Annotated in this window: 9 protein-coding genes; 3 read left to right on the top strand and 6 right to left on the bottom strand. The window is 46.1% G+C overall.

Going from position 1 to position 13,050, the window contains the following annotated elements:
• Positions 1–36: 36 nt before the first annotated feature.
• Complete coding sequence (locus SporoP37_RS03160; RefSeq protein WP_335697686.1) at positions 37–2,172, bottom strand: cell division protein FtsA; 2,136 nt, start codon at positions 2,170–2,172, stop codon at positions 37–39.
• Positions 2,173–2,337: 165 nt separating this feature from the next.
• Between SporoP37_RS03160 and SporoP37_RS03155 the strand changes: the two genes are divergently transcribed.
• Both SporoP37_RS03155 and ccpA read left to right on the top strand, forming a co-directional pair.
• Complete coding sequence (locus tag SporoP37_RS03155; protein ID WP_085430241.1) at positions 2,338–3,420, top strand: bifunctional 3-deoxy-7-phosphoheptulonate synthase/chorismate mutase; 1,083 nt, start codon at positions 2,338–2,340, stop codon at positions 3,418–3,420.
• A 134-nt stretch (positions 3,421–3,554) separates the two neighbouring features.
• Entirely contained in the window at positions 3,555–4,553 is a 999-nt protein-coding gene (ccpA, locus tag SporoP37_RS03150; RefSeq protein ID WP_081242283.1) for a catabolite control protein A, read from the top strand.
• Between the two features lie 137 nt (positions 4,554–4,690).
• On the opposite strand, the gene SporoP37_RS03145 is transcribed toward ccpA, so the two are convergent.
• From SporoP37_RS03145 to SporoP37_RS03125, 4 genes are all read right to left on the bottom strand, one after another.
• Positions 4,691–5,845, bottom strand: a complete 1,155-nt coding sequence (locus SporoP37_RS03145) for an acetoin utilization protein AcuC (RefSeq protein ID WP_081242282.1) — start codon at positions 5,843–5,845, stop codon at positions 4,691–4,693.
• On the bottom strand, positions 5,842–6,486 hold the full coding sequence (locus SporoP37_RS03140; protein WP_085430240.1) for an acetoin utilization AcuB family protein: 645 nt from the start codon (positions 6,484–6,486) through the stop codon (positions 5,842–5,844). Before SporoP37_RS03140 ends, SporoP37_RS03145 begins: the two co-directional genes overlap by 4 nt.
• A gap of 15 nt (positions 6,487–6,501) precedes the next feature.
• Entirely contained in the window at positions 6,502–7,134 is a 633-nt protein-coding gene (locus SporoP37_RS03135; protein ID WP_081242280.1) for a GNAT family N-acetyltransferase, read from the bottom strand.
• Between the two features lie 667 nt (positions 7,135–7,801).
• Complete coding sequence (locus SporoP37_RS03125; RefSeq protein ID WP_085430238.1) at positions 7,802–10,750, bottom strand: transglycosylase domain-containing protein; 2,949 nt, start codon at positions 10,748–10,750, stop codon at positions 7,802–7,804.
• Between the two features lie 368 nt (positions 10,751–11,118).
• Between SporoP37_RS03125 and tyrS the strand changes: the two genes are divergently transcribed.
• The gene (gene tyrS, locus SporoP37_RS03120; protein ID WP_085430237.1) at positions 11,119–12,384 is read left to right on the top strand and encodes a tyrosine--tRNA ligase; all 1,266 of its coding nucleotides are present in this window, start codon (positions 11,119–11,121) and stop codon (positions 12,382–12,384) included.
• A 264-nt stretch (positions 12,385–12,648) separates the two neighbouring features.
• Here the strand turns inward: tyrS and SporoP37_RS03115 are convergent, their stop codons facing one another.
• Positions 12,649–13,002 carry a hypothetical protein gene (locus SporoP37_RS03115; RefSeq protein ID WP_085430236.1) on the bottom strand — a complete coding sequence of 118 codons (354 nt, stop codon included), beginning with the start codon at positions 13,000–13,002 and terminating at the stop codon, positions 12,649–12,651.
• Positions 13,003–13,050 lie beyond the last annotated feature (48 nt).

Genomic DNA, 13,050 nt, shown 5'->3' with positions numbered 1-13,050 from the left:
AAAACGACACTGTGCCTACGGACACAGTGTCGTTTTTTAATCAAATTGTATTTCCAGTCTGTCTCCGCCGAAAATAGGTTCGTTGAAACGGATCGATTCGCCATTACGGAGCAGCCGATATGCAGCGGCGGATTGAGAAGGCAAAGAAAAATCAGTGAATGAAAAAACATCGCTGAAAATAATAGGAGTCCCCGCCAGCGATTTGAATTCCACCTGATCATCCGGGTGCACGCAATAATCGGGAGTTGCCGACTGACCATTTACGTATACTGCTGTCCGCTGTTTCTTAATAACTACCGGCTTTCCGTTAAAGGTAACGTCTGCACGTGATTCACACACGATATTTAAATCATTCGCAATCTCTCTCAATGAAAAAGGTGCTGGCTGCTCTGTTTCAATCACATCGCCTTCTTGTATGTGATAATCTTCGGCAGGCTTCTCACCGTTCACGGTATAGACTGCCGTCCGTGTTTTTAGGCGGTGAGTAACACCGTCCCACACGACAGAAAACGGATCTGCCGCAGGAGCCGCACATGACGCCAGTACCGTATGAATACTCCCCGCTGGATTGACTGTCAGCTCGTCACGGTCCGCCACCGGTGCATCGATTGCGGCGGGCAGTCCATTGAGTAGAATTTCATCCGTAACAGCTGCCGGACGTCCGTTCAGCTGAAATGTGACCGGTTTCGGTTCATCCAGCAAGTCTCCAACAGAAGCGGAAGCATCTGCTCCGTCTTTGCCGAATACCAGCTCGATGACGTCATGATCATGAATGAAGTCTTTCGTGCCGGCTTCTTTGCCGTTTTGCAAGATGGTTGTCGATGTGCCGTGTCCGCCGGGAATCGTCTGCCACTGTCCGTTTACTTTTACGGTCAGCGCAAGCCCGGGTCTGCCGTACAACTGTCGTGCGGAAACACGCGCCGCAAGCAATGCATCCCCTACTGTAAGTTCTTTCAGCTCAAACAGCCGGATAGTTTGGCCGTTGACTGTCAATGATATATAGTGAATCGGTGCCCGCTGTGCAGCAATCGCAATTCCAATCGGCGTCACCAGTGCGGGAGAAGGCGCGATATGGTCAGCCAGAGAGACACCCGACAGCGCGTCGAGGCTGCGGATAGCCACACGGTTTTCCGGAAGCTCTAACCGCAGACTGACTTCTTTTGTCAGTGTAGGGGTCAGCCCGCCTCCTCCTACGATCATCACAGCCTGTGGAGGGGCATCATGATTGAGCCGCATGATTTCATCCGCAATCGATGCTGCCAGCCGCTTAACGGAAGGGCTGATGACTCCGATGACTTCTTCTGCGGATACTTCCTGTTCAAAGCCTAAAATATCCTGAACCGTCAAGCTATCATTCGCTGCGATTTGGCGTTTCATCTGTTCGGCGGGAGGGAAGTCAAGCAGGTAATGTGTGCTCAGGGCTTCCGTTATTTCATCCCCGGCCACAGGAACCATTCCGTAGGCCGTCACCGTATTTTCACTGACGATGGCGATATCTGATGTTCCTGCACCTATATCCACCAATGCGATATTTAATCTTCTCATGGAAGGAGGGACGAGGACGTTAATCGCCGCAATCGGTTCTAATGTTAAGGCATCCATCTCAAGATCTGCACGCTTTAACGCCGCGAGTAATGATTCTACGACAACACGCGGCAAAAATGTGGCGATGACTTCCACGGTCGCCTGTTTGCCTGTCTGATCGATTAAGCTGCCGATCTTTTCACCGTGCAGTTTATAATGCAGAACAGAATAGCCCACACAATAATAGTGGTCTTCCTCTTCAGATTGATTAGCGGAAAGCAGCTTTTCCTGGGCATTTTGTACAGCGGACAACTCCAGCCGGTTAATGTCTTCTTTGGAAATCAATGTCCGCTCTGAAATATCCACCGTTACAGAACCTTCCGATGTTTTGAGTGAACGTCCGGCCGCTGCGACACTTACACGCTGCAAGGGACCGTGCGTCTGTTCCATTTCATCTTTGATTTCCTGAATAATAGACGCCACGCTTACAATATTATGTATCTGTCCGTCAATCATTGAGCGTTCTTTATGTTCTTTTGAAATCAGGTCCACGATGTGAAAGGAATCATCTTGCTCTTCCAGCACAATCCCCACAACCGAACGGGTTCCGATATCAAGAGCGAATAACTTTGTAACCAGGATTTTCAACCTCTTTTCCGATATTTTCTATGTGAAAATAGTGAATATGTATTAAATTCGGTGAAATTGCGTGACTTTTCAAGAAGTATTCATTATACTTGGTCTAATATATAAAAATGTAACATAGATTCCGTTGTTAGAAAAGGAAGATATGTGCGGGGAGGAGACAGAATGATGAGCAATCAAGATTTAGGTGAGTTGAGAGGTCGTATTGATCATTTGAACTTAGATATTCTTAAATTGATCAATGAACGTACAGGCATCATCCAAGAAATTGGAAAGTTAAAAGAAAAGCAAGGTGTAAATAGATATGATCCAATCCGCGAACGGGAGATGCTGAATGTCTTAAAGAACGCAAACGATGGTCCTTTACCAGACGGTATCCTGGAACAAGTGTTTAAATCTATTTTCATGTCTGCGCTTGAAGTGCAGCAGGACGAGCAGAAGAATGCATTGCTCGTATCCCGCACGAAAAAAGCTGAAGACACGATTGTCGATATAAATGGACATAAGATTGGAGACGGAAATCCATCTTTCGTTTTCGGTCCTTGCGCAGTAGAATCTTACGAGCAAGTATTGGCTGTTGCAAAATCGATCAAAGCAAAAGGATTAACGATGATCCGCGGAGGAGCATACAAGCCGCGTACATCTCCATATGATTTCCAGGGCCTTGGACTGGAAGGACTGAAAATTCTAAAACGGGTTGCAGATGAAACTGGACTTTCCATTGTCACAGAGATCATTACACCAGCACATTTGGAAGAAGCGCTTGAGTACATCGACGTGATCCAGATTGGTGCACGTAATATGCAGAACTTTGAATTGCTGAAGGAAGCGGGAATGGTGAATAAGCCTGTGCTTCTAAAGCGTGGAATGTCTGCAACGATTTCTGAGTTTGTCAATGCAGCTGAATATATTATTTCAAAAGGCAATACGGAGATTATGCTGTGTGAACGAGGAATCCGTACGTATGAGACGGCTACACGCAATACACTAGACATCTCTGCTGTTCCTATTTTGAAGCAGGAAACACACTTGCCGGTATTCGTGGATGTTACACACTCCACTGGCCGTAAAGATTTGTTGCTTCCGACCGCAAAAGCTGCAATTGCAGTTGGGGCGGACGGTGTCATGGCGGAAGTTCATCCGGATCCAGCTGTTGCGTTGTCGGATTCAGCACAGCAAATGGATATCAAGCAGTTTGACCAGTTCTACGAAGAAATTACACGCTTCATGAACACACACCAAACGATCTAATCATCCGGCACCGATCCTTTATTACGAGGGGTCGGTGTTTTTCTGTATTGAAAGACGGATTTCTACATAGAAACACTCCAATAATAGACAAGAACACGGTATACTAATAAAGAATAAGGATAGGGGGAGCAAAAATGGCGATCACGATTTACGATGTAGCAAGAGAAGCGAACGTATCGATGGCAACGGTTTCACGAGTAGTGAACGGTAATCAAAATGTGAAGCCCGCGACTCGAAAAAAAGTATTGGATTGTATTGAACGTTTAGGATACAGACCGAACGCCGTCGCTCGGGGACTTGCCAGTAAACGTACTACAACAATAGGTGTTATCGTACCGGATATGTCCAAGAGCTACTATGCAGAGCTGTCCAGAGGCATTGCGGACGTAGCCACGATGTATGAGTACAACATTATCATCTCCAATTCAGATAAAAGTACATCGCGTGAAGTGGAATTACTTGAAGATCATCTCGGGAAGCAGGTAGACGGCCTGATCTTTATGAGTGACTCTATTTCACCAGAAGTGCGGACTGAAATGAAAACGGCAAACGTTCCGATTGTGCTGGCGGGCACACTGGATTTCGAAAGCAATTTACCTTCTGTTAATATTGATCACGAACAGGCGGCCTATGAAGCAACGAAGAAATTGATCGATAACGGCCATACGCGGATAGCGTTTGTATCGGGGCCGTTTACACGGGATATAAACCGCGTGTGCAAACGTGTCGGCTACATCCGGGCATTGGAAGAAGCAGGCCTGTCGATTGATGAGTCTTTGATTATTGAGACTGACAATACGTACGATGATGCTTATGAGAGCTGGAATACACTGCGCAGCCTGCCAAACACTCCAACTGCTGTTATGACGAGCAGTGATGAAGTGGCGGTAGGCATTATGAACGGCGTGCGCGATCAAAACTTCAGAATCCCTGAAGATTTGGAGATCATTTGTTTCCAGCACTCCATCCTTGCGCGCATCGTGCGTCCGCAGCTGACGGCTGTGGTGGTGCCTTTATATGACTTGGGTGCAGTATCGATGCGGTTACTGACGAAGCTCATCAATGAAGAAGAGGTAGAAGAAACAGAAGTCGTCTTGCCGTATTATCTGGAAGATCGGCAGTCGGTAAAATAAAAAAACAACTTATCTGAGTGATAAGCTGCTGATACTGAAGACATTTCCCAAACCGGGAACTGTCTTCAGTTTTTTTATAGTACTGCTCTATGGCAGAGTAATCTATCAATTTTGTAAAATGCAAGACTGCCTTCCCGTCAGCCTTTTCGAATGACGTGAAGTGCTCTGGTCAGCATCTGTTCATTCTTTTCATTGATATCGCTTTTACGCGGCACGGGCTCGTACAAGTCAGCCGGGTCTTGCCACGTCTCGATCAGTGTGACGGGGGACTCAGGCTGATATTTATCGAGCCATGCCTGAGGAAGCCGCCCGGTTGGCACGGGAATGGATTTCATCGTCAGCCAGAGAAGAGACCAGGCTCGTGGGACGACACGCCAGATGTCATAACCCCCGCCGCCTATCGCTATCCATTTACCGTCACAATATTCGTCAGCGATTTCTTTAGCCAGCTTCGGAATCTCTTCATAAATCTTCATTGTGCTGTACAGATGAGTGAGCGGATCTAAATAGTGCGCGTCTGCGCCGTTTTGGGTCAAAATGACATCTGGTTTGAAATATTCCGCCACTTCCCGCAATGCGGTACGGTAAATATGCAGGAAGGATTCGTCTTCTGTAAAAGCATCGATCGGGAAGTTGAAAGAAGTGCCGTAGCCTTTGCCGTTGCCCCGTTCCGTCACATTTCCTGTACCAGGGAATAAGTAGCGCCCCGTTTCATGAATCGAAAATGTGCAGACATCAGGATCATCGTAAAATGTCCATTGCACACCGTCGCCATGATGTGCATCGGTATCCACATACAGCACGCGCGCCCCATATTTCTTCTGTAAGTATTTAATAGCGACCGAACTGTCGTTGTAAATACAAAAACCTGAAGCTTTACCCTGGAATCCGTGGTGTAATCCGCCGCCAAGATTTAACGCATATCTGGAACGGCCTTCCATCACTTCGTCGATCGCGGTGAGTGTTCCGCCAACGAGCAATGCGCTGGCATCATGCATACCGGTAAAGAATGGTGTATCTTCCGTACCAATTCCATAAATACTTCCAATATTTTCACTTACTTCACCTTTGCTTGCCTTTTTCACGATTTCAATATATTTCGCATCGTGCGCCAGCAGCAGTTCTTCGTCAGTCGCTGTTCTCGGCGTGACAATCTCGTCGGGATCGATTGTATGTAATTCGTTCAATAAATCCATTGTCAAAATGATGCGTTTCTGATTGAAAGGGTGGGTATCCGAGAATTCGTAGTTCAGCTGGTCCGGTGAAAAGATAAAACTGGCTTGTTTTTTCATACGCCCATCTCCGGCTGGCCTGGCCAAAGAACCTCAAACCCTTGTGCTTTTAGGTCGTCGATAATCGGCAGGGGATTCATTCGTTTAACCCGGAACGCCAGAATTTTGTATTCTTCACTATCTTGATAAGGGTAAACGAGTACACTGAGCACATTGCTGTTATGGTCATGGAATACTTTGGATACTTCATACAGAATGCCCGGTTTGTTTGGCACTCGGATTTGGAGATGGGAGCTTGGCTGATTGGCACCGGTCAATTCAATATAATTATAAAGCAGATCGGTTTTTGTCAATATGCCGACGAGCTGATAATTGGAAACAATGGGCAGGCAACCGATTTCATATGTATAGAACATCAGCGCGGCTTCTTCTACAAAGTCCCGCGGATGTCCGATTAATAAATCGGTTTTCATAATTTTATCAAGCGGTGTTTCATACAGTGCAGGTTCGAGCCTCTCTGAAATGCTTGAAGGAGAAGCTTCTTTGACATCGCGGTCTGTGATAAGTCCTTTTAATTGCCCGTCTTCTACAATAGGGATGTGCCGAATGCGTTTTTCCTTCATCAATTGTACGGCATCTGCAATCGTGTCAGTGGAATTAAGTGTAATGACATCTGTTTTCATAATATCTTGTACGAGCATGGCCATTCCTCACTTTCAGTAATTTACACGGTTTTTGAAGCGAACACGATCAAACTGTTGAACAGATTCCTGGTCAACACGTTTGCCGATTCTCGCCATTAAACAATTGGCAGGGTGAGACGATATTTCCGGGTCATCAGTAGAGAAAAATTCCATGCCGCCAGCACGCATCATTTTCTCCATCACTTTGCGATACTCCCATACAGTTAAGCCGGTCCCTTTTAAATCCCAGTGCCAATAATACTCGGTCGTAATAATAATATAATCTTCCATCGCATCATCAAGCATCGATAATTCCAATAAAGACTTTCCAATGCGTGCTCCGCGATACTCAGCAGCGACTTCGACCGCGCCCAATTCTATTAAATTCGGCAGGTCTGCTTCATACCAGCGTTCCAGCGGATCTGGATAGAGAAATGTCACGTATCCGACGATCAAATTTCCGATTCTCGCCACGTTGATGCGGCCTTCCGGGAACGAGGCGATTTTTACTAACGCCTCCTGCTGCTGTTTAGGAGGACGAAACGCTTTCAGTCCTTCATGAAAATCGAATGAAGCCAGCCGCTCGGATGTTACGGGTCCTTCAATGACCAATTCGCCTTCAGCGTGCGGAAACGTCCTCGAAAAGTAAGTCTTTTTATGTTCCAAGCAGTTCACCCTTTCCTAATAAATCTACCCTAAGTTTGATTGCGTAATCGTTGTATGTGCTGTTTGTACTGTTCTTATTTCAGTATACATTTTCTGAGGATGAAAAGTATAATATTTCGGTAAAATCACTGAATTGCCGGTAATTCATGGAAAGTAAGTGGAAAAAGCGTGTGGGAGTCATATGTGAAGGGTGGGTTTGATCGGTTGTGGAGGGATATAGAGCGGTGGGGCGTTGAGTATGATCGGTTGCGGGAGGGTATAGAGCGGTGGGGCGTTGAGTATGATCGGTTGCGGGGCTATATAGAGCGGTGGGGCGTAGGGTATGATCGGTTGCCGGTCGATATAGAGCGGTGGTGCGTAGGGTATGATCGGTTGCGGGAGGGTATAGAGCGGTTGGGCGTTGAGTATGATCGGTCGCGGGTCGATATAGAGCGGTGGAGCGTAGGGTATGATCGGTTGCGGGTTGATATAGAGCGGTGTGGCGTAGGGTTTGATCGGTTGCGGGTTGATATAGAGCGGTAGGGCGTTGAGTATGATCGGTTGCGGATGCAGATTGAGCGGCTGGACATCGGATATGTTCGGCTGCAATATATAAAACAGTCGCACATCCGCCTTGCATAGTCAAAAAAACCGGATTACAATGCTGCATTGTAATCCGGTTTTGCAGTTATTCTTTTTCTGCAGGAGCTGCGTCCGGTTTTGTTTCCGGCTTCGCTTCTGGCTTTGTTTCTGGTTTGGCTTCCGGTTTTGTCTCTGGTTTCGCGTCCGGCTTTGTTTCCGGTTTCGCCTCAGATTCTTTGTTCGGTGTTGCATCCGGTTTCGATTCAGGAGACTGGCCTGAATTTGTTTCCGGTTTCGGCTGTGGTGCAGGTGCCGCATTTGTTACGGTATTGGAAGCACCTGATAACAGGCCGGTAATGTCAACAGCGCGTACATAGTACGAACCGTATCCAACATTATACGAACGGGATGCTCCGTCACGGACAGTACCGATTCGGACGCCGTTCTGATAGATGTAATAACCGATTACATCGTTGGAAGAAGATGCAGTCCATGTAAGAACAGAACCGTTAAGTCCTGATGAAACTGCTGCTGGCGCCACATTGTCTGCAGGGAATGCTGATCCTGCCACGACGCTGTTTGAATATCCGCCGCGTCCTGCAAGTAATTTAGAAGCGTCTCCGCCTAAACGTCCAAGCATCCGTTTACCATATTCAGCAGTCACGCCGACTCCGCCCGATGTAACAAACTCACGCGGTGTAGACGCCAAAGCCTGATACATTCTGCCATTCACTCGAACTGCTGCGGATGAAACGATGCTGTCATCCACTTTTGTCGGTACCATTACTTTCGAGTTGAATAAATCCGACCGGACCAATCCTGCCGATGCACACGCCTTGGAAGGAGCCAGCCCCGAGATGGAACAGAAAGAACGGGTAACGACACCGTTAGGGCGCTTAAATGTATCTCGCGCTTTAATAGTATCCGGAATTACAGTGTTTGCTGTATTCATCAATTGACCGAACAATCTCGCTGTCCGTTCTGAAGGATGCATTTGACCGCTGCCATATCCATTATATAACGGTGTTTTTTGATTTTTATACCCCATCCATACACCGAGCGATACGTTCGGATTATAGCCGACGAGCCAAGCGTCACCGTAATGCTGGGAGGTACCGGTCTTCGCAGCTAAATCCGGGCGGAAATTCATTAATCCCGGCAATCTTGCAGCTGTACCGTTTCCTCTTAAAACATCCCGCATCATATCGGTGATGATATATGATGTTTCTGGACTGAACACTTCCACCGGTTTGGCTTTATGTTCATATACAATATTGCCTTTCATGTCTTCAATTCGTTCAATCATATACGATTCGATAAACTGTCCGCCGTTGGCAAATGTAGCAAACGCATTCGTATTTTCTTCCACTGTTACACCGTACTTTAAACCGCCGAGTGATGCAGCAGGGATTTGCGCATCTTCATCAGTAACCTTAGAAAAATTCATTTTCTTCAAAAACTCAATAGGTTTGCGGTCAAAGATTTGATTGTACAGTCTGCCGGTAGACAAGTTTTGTGAACGAGCCAATGATTCTCGGGCTGACAGGACTCCAAGCTCACGGTCGAAATAGTTACCTGGTTTCCATCCATGCCAATTATATTTCACATCGACCAGCGGGCTTCCCGCGCCGATTACACCGTATTCAATAGCCGGTGCATAAACCAGCAAAGGTTTAATGGAAGAACCGTTTTGCCGGAAAGCTTGTGTTGAGTGATTCAGTGCTTCGATTTCGTAATCGCGGCCTCCGATGAATGAGAGTACTTTTCCAGTATGGTTCTCGATCATCGTTGCGCCGACTTGAACAGGATTTTGTGTTGTAATCGTTTTACCTGATTCTTCGTCCACTGTTTCGGAAGTATACGTAAATCCATAGTGCCGGAAATTTTTTGCGACTTCGTTCATTTTATCGTATAGATCTTTGTCAATCGTAGAGAAAATCCGATAGCCGTCTGTACGCATGGAACGGTCCGCCATGATTTCGTACTTTTCCTTTACTTTGGAATCTTCTTCGAAACGTTCTGCGCTGATGCCGTCTTTTTCAGCAAGAACTTCTGCTAAAATTTCAATTGTCCGATTTTGAATTTCTTGTGTGACATACGGATAGCGTTCAGTCGCCCTTCTGGAAGGCTGTCTGAAGTCTTTCGTCACATCATACGCAAGTGCTTCCTGATATTCCGCTTCCGAAATATAGCCTGCATCGCGCATACGGAATAAAACGGTTTTCATGCGGTTAACCCCGTACATCAATTTTTCCCGTTCTTTAATTCCCTGATTCTTACTGTAAAACGGTGTGTACGTGTAAGGGGCCTGTGGAATACCCGCGATGTACGCGGCTTGCGGCAAGGTCAAATCGATTGCCTTAATACCGAAAATCCCGCGGGCAGCTGTCTCGATTCCAGCGATATTTTGTCCCATGACATCCCGGCCGTATGGAATAATGTTTAAGTAGGCCTCTAAAATTTCATCTTTTGTCATGAAGTGCTCCAAGCGCATCGCAAGCAGAATTTCTTTTGCTTTTCGCTCGTAGGATACTTCATTCGTCAGGATCTGGTTTTTGACTAACTGCTGTGTCAGTGTGGAACCGCCTGTCTGACTGTCGGAGTTGGTAACGTCCTGGAAAACTCCCCGGAATATTGCTTTCGGTACGATGCCTTTATGTTCTTCGAAGTATTCATCTTCTGTAGCAAGCACTGCGTCGATCGCATATTGGGATACTTTATCCAGAGTGATTTGCCGGCGTTCGATATCCGAGTTGATTTTTCCTAAATAGACATTTTTCGCAAAAAACATTTCAGAAGTCTCTTCGTAATTAAATATTTGGTCGCGAAGCTCTTCTTTTGAACGCAGCGGCTCATTCGCGACAAGGGAAGCGAAGTAACCTGCTCCGACTGAACCTGCAAATACCGCGCCGATTACAGCAAAGATAATGAGTATGACGAACAAGTTCCAGAGAACGCCGGTGCCAATGCGAAGTTTTTTGGCCCATGGTTCTTTTTTCGCCTGTTCAAACTTATCTTCCAGTTGTTTAATTCTATTATTCTTTTCGCTATTCAATATTATTCTCCCCCCAAAATCTTACTTATTATATCACAGATTCGACCGAAGTTATGCAATAAATGTTGACTTTCATTGGAAGTTCGGTAAAATTGAACTCATACGAAATTACATGTTGAAAAAACCGGAGTAGTGATAGCGAGTTCCGTCTTAGAGAGACAGCGGTTGGTGGAAGCTGTTCGGTGCGCTATGCATGAATTACAGTTTTGGAGTGTACGTGTTGCGCTACGTTACCAGCGCCTCAAAGCCGGAGAGTATATCTCTCAAGCCGGGTGGTACCGCGTTATTAATTAATCAACTAACGTCCCTGCATGATCATCATAGATCGTGTGGGGACTTTTTGCGTTGATTTTAGGAGGAAACGAACAATGTCGAATGAATTAATGGATGATTTACGCTGGAGAGGGCTGCTGTACCAGCAGACAAATGAAGAAGGGCTGGAGAAGCTCCTGACAGAGGAGAAGATTTCTTTATACTGCGGAGTGGACCCGACTGCAGACAGTATGCATATCGGCCACATCGTGCCGTTATTGACACTCCGCCGCTTCCAAATGCATGGACACCGGCCGATTTTATTGATCGGCGGAGCAACAGGAATGATCGGGGATCCGTCAGGGCGCTCTGAAGAACGTCAGTTGCAGACGACGGATCAAGTGGCGGACAATGTGCGCGGCATTAAAAAACAGCTGGAAATGATTTTCGATTTCCAATCTGAAAATGGTGCGAAGCTCGTAAACAATAACGACTGGATCGGTTCGATGACATTAATCGAATTTTTGCGTGACTACGGGAAATTATTAAGCGTCAACTATATGCTCGCAAAAGATAACGTTGCGTCCCGCTTGGATCAGGGGATTTCATTCACGGAATTCTCATATATGCTCATGCAGGGTGCTGACTTCAACCATTTATATGATCACCATAACTGCCGTGTGCAAATTGGCGGATCAGATCAGTGGGGGAATATTACGACGGGTCTGGAAGTCATTCGCAAGATGCATGACGAAGAAGTAAAGGCATACGGATTCACAATTCCGCTAGTTACAAAAGCGGACGGCACGAAGTTCGGTAAATCTGCAGGGGGTGCTGTATGGCTCGACGCGGAAAAAACTTCGCCATACGAATTCTACCAGTTCTGGATCAATGCTGCAGACGCAGATGTTGTGAAATACTTGAAAATCTTCACATTCCTCAGCCGGGAGGAAATTGAAGCGCTAGAGACATCAGTTTTGGAAGAGCCGCATTTGCGTAAAGCACAGAAGACGCTAGCGGAAGAAATGACACGTCTCGTTCACGGCCAAGAGTCACTTGATCAGGCATTGCGTATTTCTGCCGCATTATTCAGCGGTGATTTAAAAGCACTGACTGCGGCTGAAATGAAAGATGCATTTAAAGATGTACCGACTGTGGAGATGGAAAAAGAAGACATGAACATTGTTGATTTCATCATGCAGGCGGGTGTATCGCCTTCAAAACGCCAGGCGCGTGAAGATGTGACGAACGGCGCGATTTCGTTTAACGGGGAGCGCATCACGGATACGGCGTTTACGGTAGGGGCAGAGCAGCGTTTGGAAGATGCCTTTACCATTGTCAGACGCGGCAAGAAAAAGTACAGCATGGTGAAGTTTGTTTAATGGACAATGATTTTTCCGGGCATCCGCGATCAATGAAACCCGGGAAGCGATCAATAATCGCGGCAGGCGCTCATAGTCGTGCGGTGTCCGCTCATAAATTTTCGCAAGCGCTCTATGCTGCCTGATCACCGCTCATAGACAGGTGACATGCGATCATAAGAATGTCTGCTCTGCTTGCCATAACAGAGTTTGCACAAAATAAAACACCGCACGCGTTAGGATTTCTAACGTTTGCGGTGTAATTTATTTTAACAGCATGTGTATTTATTGAGTCAGCATTTTTTTGATCATTCGAATGTCCGTATCGTGGTCAGTTACCAGGCGCTGGGTCACGTATATTTTATCTATTTTCTGTGTATTGAGTGAAACCTGTTCCGATAATGCATCGATTTTCTTATCTGTAACAATAGAGCGTGCATCAAGTTCAAAAATAGCCTGCTTCATAAATCGTTGTTCTTCTTTAAGAGTAGATACATCTTCTTTAAGAGTAGACACATCTTCTTTAAGAGAAGACACATCTTCTTTAAGAGAAGACACACCCTCTTTTACCGAAGATAAATCTTGTTCCATGTTTGTCATCTTGTCAGCTATTAGCTGAAGAAGTTCCCGATCTGTCATGTCATACCTCCTTGGAATTTTTTATATGTGTTTTTCAATAGTTGTATG

This window comes from Sporosarcina sp. P37, from assembly GCF_002109365.1.
Lineage (GTDB): Bacteria > Bacillota > Bacilli > Bacillales_A > Planococcaceae > Sporosarcina.
This window is presented reverse-complemented; position numbering and strand designations above follow the sequence as displayed.

Bases quoted from the DNA above. Each gene is read 5' to 3' on its own strand.
- SporoP37_RS03155 (WP_085430241.1), top strand. From the start codon at position 2,338: ATGAGCAATCAAGATTTAGGTGAGTTGAGAGGTCGTATTGATCATTTG.
- ccpA (WP_081242283.1), top strand. From the start codon at position 3,555: ATGGCGATCACGATTTACGATGTAGCAAGAGAAGCGAACGTATCGATG.
- SporoP37_RS03145 (WP_081242282.1), bottom strand. From the start codon at position 5,845: ATGAAAAAACAAGCCAGTTTTATCTTTTCACCGGACCAGCTGAACTAC.
- SporoP37_RS03140 (WP_085430240.1), bottom strand. From the start codon at position 6,486: ATGCTCGTACAAGATATTATGAAAACAGATGTCATTACACTTAATTCC.
- tyrS (WP_085430237.1), top strand. From the start codon at position 11,119: ATGTCGAATGAATTAATGGATGATTTACGCTGGAGAGGGCTGCTGTAC.
- SporoP37_RS03115 (WP_085430236.1), bottom strand. From the start codon at position 13,002: ATGACAGATCGGGAACTTCTTCAGCTAATAGCTGACAAGATGACAAAC.